This window comes from Nocardioides luteus (assembly GCF_000960475.2).
Taxonomy (GTDB): Bacteria; Actinomycetota; Actinomycetes; order Propionibacteriales; family Nocardioidaceae; genus Nocardioides; species Nocardioides luteus_A.
The window spans coordinates 117,692-133,033 of sequence record NZ_JZDQ02000002.1 but is presented as its reverse complement, the minus strand read 5'-3'; the positions used below and the strand labels follow the sequence as shown (position 1 = coordinate 133,033).

At 70.0% G+C, this 15,342-nt stretch carries 13 protein-coding genes; 12 read left to right on the top strand and 1 reads right to left on the bottom strand.

All coding sequences use genetic code 11. The annotated features are described in order from the left end of the window. Positions 1–273 precede the first annotated feature (273 nt). On the top strand, positions 274–1,431 hold the full coding sequence (locus UG56_RS01945; RefSeq protein WP_143054870.1) for a hypothetical protein: 1,158 nt from the start codon (positions 274–276) through the stop codon (positions 1,429–1,431). A gap of 135 nt (positions 1,432–1,566) precedes the next feature. After that, positions 1,567–1,995, top strand: a complete 429-nt coding sequence (locus tag UG56_RS01940; protein ID WP_143054869.1) for a hypothetical protein — start codon at positions 1,567–1,569, stop codon at positions 1,993–1,995. Between the two features lie 3 nt (positions 1,996–1,998). Here UG56_RS01940 and UG56_RS01935 read toward each other — a convergent pair whose 3' ends face one another. Continuing rightward, on the bottom strand, positions 1,999–3,204 hold the full coding sequence (locus UG56_RS01935; protein WP_045547149.1) for an MFS transporter: 1,206 nt from the start codon (positions 3,202–3,204) through the stop codon (positions 1,999–2,001). Between the two features lie 74 nt (positions 3,205–3,278). Here UG56_RS01935 and UG56_RS01930 point away from each other — a divergent pair, with 74 nt between their 5' ends. The 10 genes from UG56_RS01930 (at position 3,279) to UG56_RS01885 (ending at position 15,330) form a co-directional block, all read left to right on the top strand. After that, positions 3,279–4,481, top strand: coding sequence for a heparan-alpha-glucosaminide N-acetyltransferase domain-containing protein (locus UG56_RS01930; RefSeq protein WP_045547150.1), 1,203 nt, complete (start codon positions 3,279–3,281; stop codon positions 4,479–4,481). A gap of 9 nt (positions 4,482–4,490) precedes the next feature. Beyond that, positions 4,491–5,087: a TetR/AcrR family transcriptional regulator gene (locus UG56_RS01925; RefSeq protein WP_045547151.1), complete on the top strand. Its 597-nt coding sequence runs from the start codon at positions 4,491–4,493 to the stop codon at positions 5,085–5,087. Positions 5,088–5,131: 44 nt separating this feature from the next. Continuing rightward, entirely contained in the window at positions 5,132–5,845 is a 714-nt protein-coding gene (ccmA, locus tag UG56_RS01920) for a heme ABC exporter ATP-binding protein CcmA (protein ID WP_045547152.1), read from the top strand. Next, positions 5,842–6,579 carry an ABC transporter permease gene (locus UG56_RS01915; protein WP_045547153.1) on the top strand — a complete coding sequence of 246 codons (738 nt, stop codon included), beginning with the start codon at positions 5,842–5,844 and terminating at the stop codon, positions 6,577–6,579. Before ccmA ends, UG56_RS01915 begins: the two co-directional genes overlap by 4 nt. Positions 6,580–6,912: 333 nt before the next feature. Next, positions 6,913–8,952 carry a molybdopterin oxidoreductase family protein gene (locus UG56_RS01910; RefSeq protein ID WP_084100315.1) on the top strand — a complete coding sequence of 680 codons (2,040 nt, stop codon included), beginning with the start codon at positions 6,913–6,915 and terminating at the stop codon, positions 8,950–8,952. Then, positions 8,949–10,454, top strand: a complete 1,506-nt coding sequence (locus UG56_RS01905) for an FAD-dependent oxidoreductase (protein ID WP_256206390.1) — start codon at positions 8,949–8,951, stop codon at positions 10,452–10,454. Before UG56_RS01910 ends, UG56_RS01905 begins: the two co-directional genes overlap by 4 nt. Further along, complete coding sequence (gene nirB, locus UG56_RS01900) at positions 10,451–13,072, top strand: nitrite reductase large subunit NirB (RefSeq protein ID WP_045547157.1); 2,622 nt, start codon at positions 10,451–10,453, stop codon at positions 13,070–13,072. The genes UG56_RS01905 and nirB overlap by 4 nt, the downstream gene beginning before the upstream one ends. Beyond that, positions 13,069–13,416, top strand: a complete 348-nt coding sequence (gene nirD, locus UG56_RS01895; protein WP_045547158.1) for a nitrite reductase small subunit NirD — start codon at positions 13,069–13,071, stop codon at positions 13,414–13,416. Before nirB ends, nirD begins: the two co-directional genes overlap by 4 nt. 88 nt (positions 13,417–13,504) lie before the next feature. Beyond that, positions 13,505–14,659, top strand: a complete 1,155-nt coding sequence (locus UG56_RS01890) for a uroporphyrinogen-III synthase (protein WP_045547159.1) — start codon at positions 13,505–13,507, stop codon at positions 14,657–14,659. After that, positions 14,656–15,330, top strand: a complete 675-nt coding sequence (locus tag UG56_RS01885) for a sirohydrochlorin chelatase (protein WP_045547160.1) — start codon at positions 14,656–14,658, stop codon at positions 15,328–15,330. Before UG56_RS01890 ends, UG56_RS01885 begins: the two co-directional genes overlap by 4 nt. Positions 15,331–15,342 lie beyond the last annotated feature (12 nt).

Sequence of the window (15,342 nt, the reverse complement as noted above, 5' to 3'; positions counted from 1 at the left end):
TGAGCTCGTACGCAGTTGTCGGGCTGGCCTTCGGCTAGTGCTCTGTCCGGTGCGGTAACACCGATGACCGGGACGGACTCGGTCAACACGAGGCGTCTGAAAGGACGTGTGCATATGGGACTCTATCGAACTGGGGAGGCGCGAAAACCGGCCTCGTACGTGTCACCGCTTCCAGGACGACGGCTATTTGTCTGCTCGATTGCCGTCGCCGCCCTTGTCGGAGGTGGAGCGGCAGCGCCATTGATGGCGGCCGCCCCTCCCGTGACTGCGCCGTTGCTTGCAGACACCGCGTTGACGGGAACGGTGTGGAGCAAGGGCGTCTCGGTTGACGGCGCGGACGTTGTCGTCATCGCATGGCCCAACCAGTCAGTGTTGGCGTCTCTTGGGGATGACCAGAAGGTCGAGTCTCAGGTTGTCGCAACTGCTCAGACCGACGCGAGCGGAGGTTTCACGGTCCAGTTGGACTCATCCTCGCTTCCCAAGGACCTCGTCTCCGAAACCGGGCAGGTCGACGTCGATGTGATCGTCGCTGACAAGGAGCACGAGGCGGAGAGGTCCCTTTCCCTTCTAGCGACCCCTAGCGGCTGGACCTCGACTGAGGTGGTTGCCACGGATGTCGACAGTGCCAGTCCCATCGATTTGCAGTTCGACTTGGGAACCGGAGCGTTCCAGAGTTCCGCAGTATCCGAAGTGGACTTGAGGGCAGATCCAGACCTCCTTTCGGATGAAGAAGGGCTGGCGCTGGGTCCGGGGAAGGCCTCCGGGTTCAGCACGACCTCAGTGGTTGACCGACGAAAGATCGACACGCTCCTCTCGGACCGAGGAAGGGAGTCAGGCATCACTCCTATGGAGGAGTGCTATTCGATCGCGACGAGCAAGTACCAGTCGCAACGACCTGAATCGTTCGTGATCGCGCAGGGCGTAGCCAATGCCAAGGTGAAGGTGACGCAAGGCCGAGGAACGTCTCACTCGCTTGGAGTGGCTGTCACCTTCGGCAATGGCTGGAAGGGTAGTGGCTCGACATCCAGGTCAACGAACTCAAGAGCGGCTCAGGGCGGGATCGCCACAGCACGTCGCTACTACAACAGGGTCAAGTATCGCTATTACACGAATTCGTGTGGACCCGGCTATGGCTACTACTGGAGACCATACAGCGTTCAGGAGCTTGTGGCGGGTTACGTCCTCGTCTCCAGACTGCACTACTCCCGATGCAACACCTATGATTCAGGCTACAGCTACACCAAGGACACGGGTCGGAACACGACCTACGGCACCGGCGTCGATCTGGCTCAGGTCAACGTATCGGCCCAATCGGGGTACAACTCCGACACCAGCCTCAGTTTCGGCGACTTCACTGGACGGGCCAAGCTCTGTTGGAGTTCATCAGCTGGTCGCGAGCAGTCGGCCCGTGTAGTGGCTGCGGTGGCGTGAATGAGGACCACCCCGGCCGCATGCGGCGCAATGTTGCTAGCCATCGCACTGTCTGCCTGTGGCGAGAACTCAGGAAGTAATGGCGGGCGGGTAGCCGCAGCGGGCGGGGTGGACTTCTCCGCTGGTCTTCGAGTCGTGGACGTCTCCGCCGGCGAGATCAACACCATCCATGTCACCGGACTCTGCTTCGAAGGGGGCGAGGGCAGTGGGCGGGTGAAGTCCGTCGAAGCAGCACCAGACTCTGGACTCGAGGTGCGTCGATTCACGGTGCTCGACAAGATGGCGGACGTCGGTGGCGCTAGGCAGTCGTTCGCAGAGCTCGGGCTGACCGCCGACCAGCGAGACGTGTCCCACAAATGCGGGGCATCGGAGGAGCCTGCGGCTCTGTATGTGGAGGTCGCCCTGGCCGATGGTAGGTCGGCCTACTCGCCTTACCTCACGATCGCGACGGAGGCGAATGGGGTGTCCGACTCGTTTCGTTATCCGCTGGGGCTCACGCTCTGCGTCGTCGGCGAGGCCGACGAAGAATTCTGTTCAGGTGAAGCTCGCGCCGGGAGATCCTGAACGTCAGTCGCGGGCGGCGAGCCAGGACCAGGTGAGCGAGGTCAGGGCGAGGAGGAGGACGGCGGTGGCGACGCCCCACCAGCCGACGACGTACGCATAGCCCAGCAGCCAGCCGAAGAGGCTCGAGCCGCCGTAGTAGAAGAGGTTGTAGAGGGCGCTGGCCTGCGCCTTGCCGACGCGGGCGCGGGCGCCGACCCAGCCCGAGGCGACGCCGTGGGCGCCGAAGAAGCCGGTGGTGAGGACGAAGAGGCCGGTCAGGACCATCGCGAGGTTGTCGGGGAGGGTCATCGCGACGCCGACGATCGTGATGACGACGCAGGTCAGCATCACCTTTCGGCGCCCGTGGGTGGCGGCCAGGCGGCCGGCGACCGAGGAGGAGACGGTGCCGCCGAGGTAGGCGAAGAAGATCTGGCTGGAGATCGCCACCGGCAGCCCGAAGGGCTCGCGCTCGAGGCGGAAACCCAGATAGTTGTACGTCGCCACGAACCCGCCCATCAGCAGTGCTGCCTGCCCGTAGAGGACGAGCATGCCCGGGTCGCGGAGGTTGGCGAGCACCCCGTCGCGTACGGAGGTCTCCGGCTTGCCGGTCGGGCGGACCCAGCCCCGGGCGCGTGGTATCAGGGTGATGGCGATGATCGCGGCGATCGCGGAGAGGACACCGCCGGCGGTGACGCCCAGGCGCCAGCCGCCGAGGTCGGCGAACGGGCCGGTGATGACCCGGCCGAGGAGGCCGCCGACGGTGGTGCCGGAGATGTAGATGGCCGCGGCGAGGCTGACGTGGCGTACGTGGATCTCCTCGGCGAGGTAGGCGACCGCGAGCGCGGGTACGCCGCCGAGCGCGAGGCCTTCGAGGCTGCGCAGGACGAGGAGCGTGGTGAAGCCGGGGGCGAGGGGAGTGAGCAGGCCGAGGACCAGCGAGATCGAGAGCGCGATCTTCATCGCCGGGGCGCGGCCGATGCGGTCGGCGATCCACGACCAGCCGAGGACGCTGACCGCGAGCCCGAGGGTCGCCATCGAGACGGTGAGCGCGGCCGAGGCCTCGTCGACCTCGAGCGCGTGCGCAACGGTGGGGAGGATGCCCTGGGTGGAGTACATCTGCCCGAAGGTCGCGATCCCGGCGGCGAAGAGGCCGATCAGGATCCGCCGGTAGCCGCTGCTGCCGGCATCGTGCCCTGCCCACGAGCGGGTCAGGGAGGCATCTACGGACATCGTTCCCACGGTAAAGCAGGGCGCACGCCCGGGTGAACCTCGCGCCTGCGTGAGATATCTCTACTCTTGGGTCGATGTCCGCCATCTCGTCCCATCTCGCCGACCGACTCTCGACCCGTCTCGTCGGTGTGGACGTGGCGCGGTGCCTGGCCCTGCTCGGCATGATGGCGACGCACGTGCTCGATCCGGTCGACGCGACCGGGGAGCTGACCCGGATCCAGGCCGTCGCCGGTGGCCGGTCCGCGGCGCTCTTCGCGGTGCTGGCCGGGGTCAGCCTGGCGCTGATGACCGGACGTCAGCAGCCGGTGCAGGGCCGCGTCCTGAGGTCGCGGTCCCTGGGGCTGGCCGTGCGGGCGGTGCTGATCGCCGCGCTCGGGCTGGTGCTCGGCTCGCTCGGCACCAACATCGCGATCATCCTGACCTACTACGGGGTCCTGTTCCTGCTCGGCATCCCGTTCCTCCGGCTGCGGGCGCGGTGGCTGTGGCTGCTCGGCGTGGTCTGGGTCGTGGTCGGGCCGCTGTTGTCGCAGGTCATCAGGCCGATGCTGCCGCCGCGGCAGTTCGCCAGCCCCGAGCCGTCCCAGCTGCTGGAGCCCGGCCGGCTGCTCGCCGAGCTGCTCTTCACCGGCTACTACCCGGCCGTCCCGTGGCTGGCGTACCTGCTGATCGGGATGGCCATCGGCCGCATCGACCTGCGCAACCGGCTCGTGGTCTCGATGCTCTGGACGGGCGGCGTCATCATCTCCGTCTCGGCCACCTGGCTCTCGGAGCGGCTGACCCGGCTGCCATCGGTGGCCGAGGTGCTGCTGCGCAGCTATCCCGGGCTGGACATCGACGACGCGCTGACGTCGATGAGCGAGGGTCTCTACGGTCAGACGCCGGTCGACGGCGGCTGGCAGTGGCTGCTGGTCGTCGCGCCGCACTCGTCCACGCCGTTCGACCTGGCGCAGACGATCGGCAGCTCGATGTTCGCCATCGGCGCCTGCCAGATGATCGCGCTCCGGCTGCCCGACCGGTGGCGGGTCGGGATGGCGGTGCTGTTCGGCGCCGGCACGATGACCCTCACCCTCTACACGCTGCACGTGGTGATGAGGACCGATGCGGTCTGGCCGCCGGAGAGCCCCGACACGTACGTCGTGCACGTGCTCGTCGTGATGACGATCGGCGCGCTCGTCACCGCGTGGGGTCGTCCCGGACCGCTCGAATGGCTCGTCGGTCGTCCGGCGGCGTGGTTGCGCCGGACGGAGCCTCGCCTCGAGCGGACGTCGGCGGGTTAGCGTGGTCGCATGAGCACGACGGCACCGCGGCGGGGGCGCAGGCCCGGTTCGCCGGACACGCGGGCGGCGATCCTGGCGGCGGCTCGGCAGCGCTTCGCGCAGCAGGGGTACGCCGCGACCTCGGTCCGCGGGATCGCGACCGCCGCCGGGGTCGACTCCGCGCTGGTGCACCACTACTTCGGCACCAAGGAGGACCTCTTCGTCGCCTCCCTGGAGCTGCGGATCGACCCCCGCGAGATCGTGCCGGTCGTCACCGCCGGAGGACGTGAGGGCGCCGGCGAGCGCCTGGTGCGGCTCCTGCTGAGCGTCTGGGACGACGAGGAGTCGCGGCTCCCGCTGATGGCGCTGGTGCGCAGCGTCTTCGAGCCGGAGGGGAAGGCGCTGGTGCCGGAGGCGTTCGGGCGGCTGATCCTGAGGCCGGTGGGTGAGGCGCTCGGGCTCGACGACCCGGAGCGGCGGATGACCCTGGTCGCCTCGCAGCTGGTCGGGATGGTCGTACTCCGCTACGTCGCCCGGATCGAGCCGCTCGCCTCGGCGCCGGCGGAGACGCTGGTGGCGACGTACGCACCGGTGGTCCAGGGCTATCTGACCGGGCCTTTGCCGTAGTCCTCTTGCGCGCGGCGTCGCGGCGTGCCACATTTCATCATGTGATGAATAACGTGGTGGAGGCCTCAGGTCTCCGAGTCGTACGCGGGAAGCGCGAGGTCCTCCATGGCCTCGACTTCTCCATCCGGGCGGGTGAGGTCACCGGGCTGCTCGGGCCGTCCGGGTGCGGCAAGACGACGTTGATGCGGGCCCTTGTCGGCGTGCAGGCGAAGGTCACCGGGTCCCTGACCGTCCTCGGCCGCCCGGCAGGCGCGGCGGCGCTGCGCCCGAAGATCGGCTACGTCACGCAGGAGGCCAGCGTCTACGAAGACCTGACGGTCACCGAGAACCTGAAGTTCTTCACGCGCGTGCTGGGTGCGCCGCGGTCGGCGGTCTCCGACGCCATCGAGACGGTGGACCTGATCGACCACAAGGACCAGGTCGTACGCGATCTCTCCGGCGGGCAGCGCTCGCGGGTCGGACTCGCCGCCGCTCTGCTCGGCTCGCCGGAGCTGCTGGTGCTCGACGAGCCGACCGTCGGGCTCGACCCGGTGCTGCGTGAACAGCTGTGGGGCACCTTCCGGGACCTGGCGACCGCGGGGGTGGGGGTCATCGTCTCCAGCCATGTGATGGACGAGGCCGAACGCTGCGACCGGTTGCTGCTGATGCGTGACGGCGCGTTCCTCGCCGACGGCAGCCCGGCCGAGATCAAGCAGAAGGCGAGCGCCGACGACATCGAGCACGCCTTCCTGGCCCTGGTGAGGGGAGCGGTTCGATGAGCCTTCGACGGACCCTCGCGGTGACCGGGCGCGTGCTCGCCCAGATCCGGCGCGACCGTCGCACCCTGGTGATGCTGGTGGTCCTGCCGACGCTCCTGATGTCGCTGCTGTGGTGGATGTACGAGGAGTCGCCCGCCCCGATCTTCGACCGGATCGGCCCCGCCCTGCTGGCGATCTTCCCGTTCATCGTGATGTTCCTGGTCACCTCGGTGACCACGCTGCGCGAGCGCTCCTCGGGGACGCTCGAGCGGCTGCTCGCGATGCCGCTGGGCAAGGGCGACTTCCTGCTCGGCTACGCCCTGGCCTTCGGGTTGCTGGCTGCCGTGCAGTCGGGTGTCGCCGTGGCGGTGAGCGTGGGGCTGCTCGGGCTGGAGATCACCGGCTCGGTCGCGATGCTCGTCGTCGTCGCGATCGTCGACGCCGTCCTCGGCACCGCGCTCGGCCTGCTCGTATCGGCGTTCGCGACGACCGAGTTCCAGGCGGTCCAGTTCATGCCCGCGATCGTCGTCCCGCAGATCCTGCTGTGCGGTCTGCTGGTCCCGCGGGACTCGCTGCCGTCGGTGCTCGAGGCCATCTCCGACGTACTCCCACTCTCCTACGCGGTCGACGCGATGACCCACCTCGTCACCTCCACCGGCACCGGCGACGTCTGGTCCGACCTCGCCGTCGTCGCCGGCTTCGTCGTCGCCGGCCTCGCCCTCGGCTCGGCGACCCTGCGGCGGCGTACTCCCTGATCGCCGAGGCGTCACCCGCGTCGGCCGATGGGCCTGACGCTTCGGCCGATGGGCCTGACGCTTCGGCCGATGGGCCTGACGCTTCGGCCGATGGGCCTGACGCTTCGGCCGACCGGCCTGACGCTTCGGCCGACCGGCCTGACGCTTCGGCCGACCGGCCTGACGCCTCGGCCGACGGGCCTGACGTCTCGGCCGACCGGGGTGACTTGTCGGCGGGATTGTGAGGTGGTGAGCGGAAGTTGACGGAAGGGGTACGGGAAGCAGGTCGGGGCGAAACCTTGACACCGGAAGGTAGAGGTCGCCAGTCCCCGACCCGAAACGGTGTGAGTACGCGTGACCGACACCCACTGTCCTTACTGCAGCTTGCAGTGCGGGATGACCCTTTCGCGCAAGGGTCCCCGGCTGGAGGTCAGTGAGCGAGCGTTCCCGGTGAACGAGGGTGCTCTGTGCCGCAAGGGGTGGACGGCGGCCGGCCTGCGAGGGAGCAGGGAGCGGCTGACGACCCCGATGGTGCGGGACCGGGCGACGGGGGAGTGGAGTGCGGCGACGTGGGACGAGGCGCTCGACCTGGTCGCCACGAAGCTCGCCGACCTGCGCGATGCCCACGGCGCCGACGCGAACGCCGTGTTCGGCGGCGGCGGGCTGACCAACGAGAAGGCCTACCAGCTCGGCAAGTTCGCCCGGGTCGCCCTCGGCACCTCGCAGATCGACTACAACGGCCGCTGGTGCATGAGCTCGGCGGCGTCGGCCGGCAACCAGGCCTTCGGCGTCGACCGCGGGCTGCCGTTCCCTCTGGCCGACATCGAGAAGACCGACGTCTGCGTGCTCGTCGGCTCCAACCTCGCCGAGACGATGCCGCCGGCGGCCCGTCATCTCGACCGGCTGCGTGAGAACGGCGGCAAGGTCGTCGTCATCGACCCGCGGCTGACCTCGACCGGCGAGCGCGCCGACCTCTTCCTCCAGCCGGTCCCCGGCACCGACCTGCCCCTCGCGCTCGGCGTCCTGCACCTGCTCGACGCGGCCGGCGCGGTCGACGAGGACTATGTCGCCGAGCGGACCACAGGCTTCGAGGACGTACGCCGCTCCGTGGCTGCCTGGTGGCCGGAGATGGTCGAGCGGGTCACCGGCGTCGAGGCGAGCCAGGTGCGCGAGCTCGCCACCCTGCTCGCGAACGCGGAGAAGGTGACCGTCCTGACCGCGCGCGGCGCCGAGCAGCACGCCCAGGGCACCGCGACCGTCCTGGCCTGGCTCAACGTCGCGCTCGCCCTCGGCATGCCCGGCAAGACGTACGCCGGCTACGGCTGCCTCACCGGCCAGGGCAACGGCCAGGGTGGCCGTGAGCACGGCCAGAAGGCCGACCAGCTTCCCGGTTACCGGATGATCGACGACCCCGCGGCCCGCGCGCACGTGGCCGCGGTCTGGGGCGTCGACCCCGAGACGATCCCCGGCAAGGGCCGCTCCGCCTACGAGCTGCTCGACGCGCTCGGCACTCCCGAGGGCCCCAAGAGCCTGCTCGTCTTCGGCTCCAACATCGTCGTCTCCGCTCCGAACGCCACCCATGTCACCGAGCGCCTGGCAGCCCTCGACCTGCTCGTTGTCGCCGACATGGTGATGAGCGAGACCGCGGCCCTGGCCGACGTGGTGCTGCCGGTCACCCAGTGGGCCGAGGAGAGCGGCACCATGACCAATCTCGAGGGCCGGGTCATCCTGCGCAACCAGGCGATCAGCGCACCCGACGGGGTCAGGAACGACCTCGACATCATCACCGGCCTCGCCACCCGCCTGGGCGCCGCCTCGACCTGGTCGACCGACCCCGAGGAGATCTTCGAAGAGCTCCGGGCGGCCACGAAGGGCGGCAAGGCCGACTACAGCGGCATCACCTACGACCGCATCCGCGACGAGGACGGCGTCTTCTGGCCCTGCGCCGAAGGCGCCGAGGGCACCCCGCGCCTCTTCGCCGACTCCTTCTTCCACGCCGACGGCCGCGCCCGCTTCATCGACGTCGCCCACCGGGGTGCTGCCGAGCAGCCGACCGCCGACTACCCGCTCCACCTCACCACCGGCCGGGTGCTCGCGCAGTACCAGTCCGGTGCCCAGACCCGGCGGATCAAGGAGCTCCCCGACGAGGGCGCGTTCGTCGAGCTCCACCCGCTGCTGGCCGACCGCGTCGGCGCCCACGACGGCGACCCGGTGGTCGTACGCACCCCGCGTGGCGAGATGAAGGCGCCGGCCCGGGTCGTGACCACGATCCGCCCGGACACGGTCTTCGTGCCGTTCCACTGGGTCGGCGCCAACAAGCTCACCAACGACGCGCTCGACCCCTCCAGCCGGATGCCCGAGTTCAAGGTCTGCGCCGCGGCGGTGAGCGCATGAGCGAGCCCATGAGCGAGCGCAAGATCGTCATCGTCGGTGGCGGCATGGCCGCGGCGCGGCTCGTCGAGGGACTGGTCGCGCGCGGCCTCGGCCCGCAGACGACCGTGCTCGCGGAGGAGCAGCACGTGCCGTACAACCGGATCCTGCTCTCCGCCGTGCTCGAGGGCACCCACCGTCCCGGCGCGCTGGCCCTGCGCGAGAAGCAGTGGTACGCCGACCGGGGAGTCGACCTCCGCCTGGACAGCCTCGTCGTGGACATCCACCGAGACACCAGGACGGTCGAGCTCGCCGACCGGACGAGGGTCCCCTACGACGCAGTGGTGCTGGCGACCGGGGCGATCCCGAGCCTGCCGCCGATCCGCGGCGTGGTGCGGATGGACGGCTCGATGGACCCGCGGGTGCAGGCCTTCCGCAGCCTCGACGACTGCGCGCGGCTGCTGACTCTGCTCGATGAACAGGGCCTCCGTGACAACCCGCGCCTCCCGCGGAGCGCGGTGATCGTCGGCGGCGGCCTGCTCGGCCTCCAGGTCTCCCGCGCTCTGGCCGTACGCGGCATCGAGACCGAGATCGTCGAGGGCCGCGACCACCTGCTCAGCAGCCAGGTCGACGCCTCGGCCGGCAAGGTGCTGAAGCGGTCGATGGCCAAGCTCGGCACCCAGGTCTACCTGGGCGCCCGCGCGACCCGGCTGACCGACGAGGGCCTCCAGCTCGACAACGGCTACACCCTCGAGACCGACCTGGTGGTGCTCACAGCGGGCGGCCGCCCGCGCGCCAACCTCGCCCGCCGCGCCGAGCTCACCGTCAACCGCGGCATCGTCGTCGACGACCAGCTGCGCAGCGTCGACGACCCCGATGTCTACGCGATCGGCGACTGCGCCGAGCACAACGCGACCACCACCGGCTTCGTCAGCCCCGCCTGGGAGCAGGCCGGCGTCCTCGCCGACGTGCTCGCCGGCAACCAGGCGGCCTATCAGGGGCACCGCGTCGTCGCCCGCCTCCGCGCCACTGACCTCGACGTCTGCGTCCTCGGCGAGCCCCAGAACGAGACCGGCGAGATCGTCGAGATCGCCAACCCGATCAAGGGCACCCACCGCAAGCTGGTGGTCCGCGACGGTCGCATCGTCGCCGGCGCCCTCGTCGGGGACCTGAGCCGGGTCGGCCTGATCACCCAGGCCTTCGACCGGCAGACGGTCCTCGGCGAGCACGAGGCCGGACAGCTGCTGCTGCCCGAGGCGTCCGCGTCGGGCTCCGGGATCCCGCAGCTCCCGGACGACGCGGAGGTGTGTGCCTGCGCCGGGGTCAGCGCCGGCCGGATCCGGGCGTGCCGGTCCCTCGAGGACGTACGCGACACCACCCGCGCCACCACCGGATGCGGCGGCTGCGCGCCGGCCGTACGTCAGCTTCTGGCCACGCGGCCCAGCGGTAGCCAGCTCAACGCCAGTCAGATCAGTGCTAGCCAGCCCAGCAACGGGCAGCTCAGTGTGGAAGGAACTACGTCATGAGCCCTCACCTCCGCAAGAAGGTCGTCGTCGTCGGCCACGGCATGGTCGGTCACCGGTTCGTGACCGCCGCGATCGAGCGCGGTCTCACCGAGACCCACGACATCGTGGTCTTCGGTGAGGAGCCACGCCCGGCGTACGACCGGGTGGCGCTCACCAGCTTCTTCGAGGTCGGCGCCGAGGCGCTCTCCTTCCTGCCGTCCGGCGCCTACGAGGACCCGCGGGTCACGCTGCGCACCGGCACGAGCGTCGTCGAGATCGACACGGCGGCCCAGACGGTGATGCTCGCCGACGGCGAGGAGATGGCGTACGACGAGCTGGTGCTCGCCACCGGAGCGGCACCGTTCGTGCCGCCGGTGCCGGGTGCGGAGCTCGGGAACGTGTTCGTCTACCGCACGATCGAGGACCTCGAGGCGATCCGCGAGGCCGCCAAGACGGCTCGCGCAGGTGCGGTGATCGGCGGCGGCCTGCTCGGGCTTGAGGCGGCCAACGCGCTGCACCAGCTCGGGGTCGAGACCCACGTGGTCGAGCTCGCGCCGCGGCTGATGGCCGTGCAGGTCGACGACGCCGGCGGCAACACGCTCAAGCGCCACATCGAGAAGCTCGGCCTCACCGTCCACACCGGGGTGATGACGGAGTCGATCTCGCCCGACGCGGTGGTCTCGGTCGTGGACGAGGACGAGAGCGGCATCCTCGACGGCAAGGTCAGCGCCCTGAAGTTCAAGGACGTCGAGGAGCCGCTGGCGGTCGACATGGTCGTCTTCTCGGCCGGCATCCGCCCGCGCGACGCGCTCGCCCGATCGGCGGGCCTGGACCTGGCCGAGCGTGGCGGCGTCCTCGTCGACGAGCAGTGCCGGTCCTCCGACCCGCACGTGTGGGCGGTCGGCGAGTGCGCCGCGCCCGGCGGGAAGATGTACGGCCTGGTCGCTCCCGGCTATGACATGGCCGAGGTCGTCGCCGACGCCCTGCTGGGTGGCGCCGGCACCTTCACCGGTGCCGATATGTCGACAAAGCTCAAGCTGCTCGGTGTCGACGTCGCGAGCTTCGGCGACGCGCACGGCACCACCGACGAGTGCCTCGAGCTGACCTACTCCGACGCCGTCGCGGGCGTCTACAAGAAGCTGGTGATCAGCGAGGACGGCACCCGCCTGCTCGGCGGCGTGCTGGTCGGCGACGCCTCGGCGTACGGCCTGCTCCGTCCCATGGTCGCTTCCGGCATGGCACTTCCGGAGAACCCGGAGGAGCTGATCCTCCCCCAGTCCACGGGCGGTGGGGGAGGGATCCAGCTTCCTCCGGAGGCGCAGATCTGCTCGTGCAACAACGTCACCCGGGGTGAGATCGAGGCGGCCGTCGACAACGGCTGCGAGAGCGCGGCGGACGTCACCCGGACCACCAAGGCGGGAAGCACCTGCGGCTCCTGCAAGGTGCAGGTCAAGAAGATCGTCGAGGACTACTTCACCGCCCAGGGCAAGACCGTCGACACCAGCCTGTGCGAGCACTTCGCGATGACCCGCGCCGAGCTCTTCGACGTGGTCCTGATCCACGGCTACAAGACCTTCGACCAGATCATCGAGGCCCACGGCACCGGCCGCGGCTGCGACATCTGCAAGCCCGCCGTCGCGTCGATCCTGGCCAGCCAGCTCAACGGCCACGTGCTCGCCAAGGAGAACCGCAAGCTCCAGGACACCAACGACGCCTACCTGGCCAACCTCCAGAAGAACGGCTCCTACTCCGTCGTCCCGCGCATCCCCGGCGGCGAGATCACCCCGGAGGGCCTGATCGTGATCGGTGAGGTGGCCAAGGAGTTCGGCCTCTACACCAAGATCACCGGCGGCCAGCGCATCGACATGTTCGGTGCCCGGATGGAGGACCTGCCGGCGATCTGGAAGCGGCTGGTCGACGCCGGCTTCGAGTCCGGCCACGCCTACGGGAAGTCGCTGCGAACCGTGAAGTCCTGCGTCGGCTCCACCTGGTGCCGCTACGGCGTCCAGGACTCCGTCGGTCTGGCGATCATGCTGGAGACCCGCTACCGCGGGCTGCGCTCTCCGCACAAGCTCAAGGGCGGTGTCTCCGGGTGCGCCCGCGAGTGCGCGGAGGCCCGCGGCAAGGACTTCGGTGTCATCGCCACCGAGAAGGGCTGGAACCTGTACGTCGGGGGCAACGGCGGCGCCATCCCGGCCCACGCCCAGCTGCTCGCCGGTGACCTGAGCACCGAGGACCTGGTCCGCTACCTCGACCGCTTCCTCATGTACTACGTACGCACCGCCGACCGCCTCCAGCGCACCTCGACCTGGATCGAGTCCCTCGACGGCGGCCTGGACCGGGTCAGGGAGGTCGTGATCGACGACGTCCTCGGCCTGGGCACCGAGCTCGAGGCCGCGATGGCCACGCACGTCGACGGCTACTTCGACGAGTGGAAGGCGACGATCGAGGACCCGGAGAAGCTGAAGCGGTTCGTCTCCTTCGTCAACGCCCCCGAGATCCCGGACCCCAACATCTCCTTCGGGTCCACCCGTGGCCAGATCGTGCCGGACGTCGCGGACGGCCCGGCTCTCGTCGGCCCGGTCTCGCTCGGTGCCACCATCCCTGTCGGCGCACCCAACCTGGAGGAGTCGCGATGACCCAGACGCAGACCCAGACGTACATCTCCGTCTGCCGCCTCGACGACATCGACCCCGAGACCGGCATCGCCGCGCTGGTCAGGGGCGAGGCGGTGGCCGTTTTCCGGACCCTGGACGACCGCGTCTTCGCGCTCTCCAACTTCGATCCGTACGGCCACGCCTCCGTGCTCGCCCGCGGCATCGTCGGCACGCGCGGCGAGGTGCCGTTCGTCGCATCGCCGCTGCTCAAGCAGCCGTTCGCGCTCGAGACCGGTCTGTGCCTCGACGACCCGTCGGTGTCGGTCCCGACCTACGAGGTCGACGTCGTCGACGGAGAGGTACGCATCGGGGGTCGCCGGGAGTAGATGGCTCCCGTGAGGCCGTGAGCGAAAGTTAGCGCCGACGATCGAGCAGGCCACGCACGGTGAAACGCCGCCGTCGCAAGGTGGAAGCATGGCGGTGCACAAGGCTCAGGAGATCTACGATTCCGATGTGGACAGTCGCGCGCTGAGCGGCTTCCGCGTCGGGGTGACCGCGGCGCGGAAGGCCGAGGAGCAGATCAACCTGCTCGAGAGGCGGGGCTCCCAGGTGGTCTGGGCGCCCGCCCTCTCCGTCGACCCCAACCGGGTCGACGCCGGCGCGCTGCGCGCGGTGACCGAGCAGATCATCGGCCAGAAGATCGACATGTTCCTGGCCACGACCGGCATCGGGACCCGCGCATGGTTCGACGCCGCCGAGGAGTGGGGACTCCTCGACCGGCTCCTGGAGACGCTCGGCAGAGCCGAGATCCTGGCGCGCGGACCGAAGTCGGTCGGAGCGCTCCGGCGACGCGGTCTGCGTGAGCTGTGGGCGCCGGAGTCGGAGGAGTTCGACGACGTCCTGGAGCACCTGCGCGGACGTGATCTGACCGGCAAGCGGATCGTGGTGCAGGAGCACGGGCAGTCGCTGTCGATGGTCGCGCACGCGCTCACCCGGCAGGGTGCCGAGGTCATCAACGTCGTCGTCTACCGGGTCGAGTCGGCCTCCGACCCGGAGCCGATGTTCCGGCTGGTCGAGACGTTGGCCGACGGCGAGCTGGACGCGGTGACCTTCACCTCCGCGCCGGCGGTCGCCGCGTTCATGCAGGCGGCCGGCTCGGTCGGCCTGCGCGACGAGGTCGTGGCGGCGTTCCAGGCCGACGTGGTCGCGGCCTGTGTCGGCCCCGTCACCGCCGCCGCCTTCGAGATGTGGGGCGTACCGACCATGGTCCCCGACCGCTCCCGCACCGCGGCCATGATCAAGATGCTCGAGACCGAGCTGCCGCTGCGACGCGAGGGCCTCCTCGTCGAGCTCGCCGGCGGTCACCAGCTGTTGCTCCACGACGACGCGGTGATGCTCGACGGTGCCGAGGTGAAGCTCTCGCCGGCTCCGGCCGCCGTCCTGGGCGCGCTCGTCGCCAACCCCGGCAACGTCGTCTCCCGGCAGGTCCTGCTCGCCACGCTGCCCTCCGGCACCGCCGGCTCCGAGCATGCGGTCGAGATGGCCGTCGCCCGGCTCCGTTCGGCGCTGGGCACCAAGACCATCCAGACCGTCGTGAAGCGCGGCTACCGGTTGGCGGTGGCCTCATGAGGCTCGTCGTCGCCGCCCACGGCACCCGCCAGCTGCTCGGCAACGCGGTCGCCTCGATCATCGCCAAGCGCGCGGGCCGCGTGCTGGGGATGGAGTCGAAGGCCGCGTACGTCGAGCTCTGCGAGCCGCTGCTGACCGATGTCCTGGCCGACGGCCAGCCCTCGGTCGTGGTCCCGCTGCTGCTCTCGACCGGCTATCACATCAACGTCGACCTGCCGCAGGCCGCCGAGGGGCTGCCCGTGACGATGGGCCGCGCCCTCGGCCCGGACCCGCTGCTCGCCTCTGCGCAGGTGTCCCGGCTGGTCGCCGCCGGTGCTTCTCCTGGTCGTCCCGTGGTCCTGGTCGCCGCGGGCTCCAACGACCCCTCGGCCCGGGCTGACATCGCGTCCGCCGGCCTGATGCTGGCAACGGCCTGGGGCGGTCCGGTCCGGGTCGCCACCGTCTCCGGCTCCGGCGCTCCGCCCGTCGACGAGGTCGTACGCCCCGGCGACGCCGTCTCGCCCTACCTGCTCGCCCCCGGCTTCTTCTCCGACCTGGTCCGGTCCCGCTCCGAGGCCGCCGGGGCCGAGGTCGTCGCCGACGTCATCGGCCCGCATCCCGACGTGGTCGAGCTGGTCGTACGTCGCGCCTCGGCGCTGCTCGCCCAGGAGCGCTCCGCGCAGGCCGGCTGAGCGGGAGGGGCC

Bases quoted from the DNA above. Each gene is read 5' to 3' on its own strand.
- UG56_RS01935 (WP_045547149.1), bottom strand. From the start codon at position 3,204: ATGTCCGTAGATGCCTCCCTGACCCGCTCGTGGGCAGGGCACGATGCC.
- UG56_RS01930 (WP_045547150.1), top strand. From the start codon at position 3,279: ATGTCCGCCATCTCGTCCCATCTCGCCGACCGACTCTCGACCCGTCTC.
- UG56_RS01925 (WP_045547151.1), top strand. From the start codon at position 4,491: ATGAGCACGACGGCACCGCGGCGGGGGCGCAGGCCCGGTTCGCCGGAC.
- ccmA (WP_045547152.1), top strand. From the start codon at position 5,132: ATGAATAACGTGGTGGAGGCCTCAGGTCTCCGAGTCGTACGCGGGAAG.
- UG56_RS01915 (WP_045547153.1), top strand. From the start codon at position 5,842: ATGAGCCTTCGACGGACCCTCGCGGTGACCGGGCGCGTGCTCGCCCAG.
- UG56_RS01905 (WP_256206390.1), top strand. From the start codon at position 8,949: ATGAGCGAGCCCATGAGCGAGCGCAAGATCGTCATCGTCGGTGGCGGC.
- nirB (WP_045547157.1), top strand. From the start codon at position 10,451: ATGAGCCCTCACCTCCGCAAGAAGGTCGTCGTCGTCGGCCACGGCATG.
- nirD (WP_045547158.1), top strand. From the start codon at position 13,069: ATGACCCAGACGCAGACCCAGACGTACATCTCCGTCTGCCGCCTCGAC.
- UG56_RS01890 (WP_045547159.1), top strand. From the start codon at position 13,505: ATGGCGGTGCACAAGGCTCAGGAGATCTACGATTCCGATGTGGACAGT.
- UG56_RS01885 (WP_045547160.1), top strand. From the start codon at position 14,656: ATGAGGCTCGTCGTCGCCGCCCACGGCACCCGCCAGCTGCTCGGCAAC.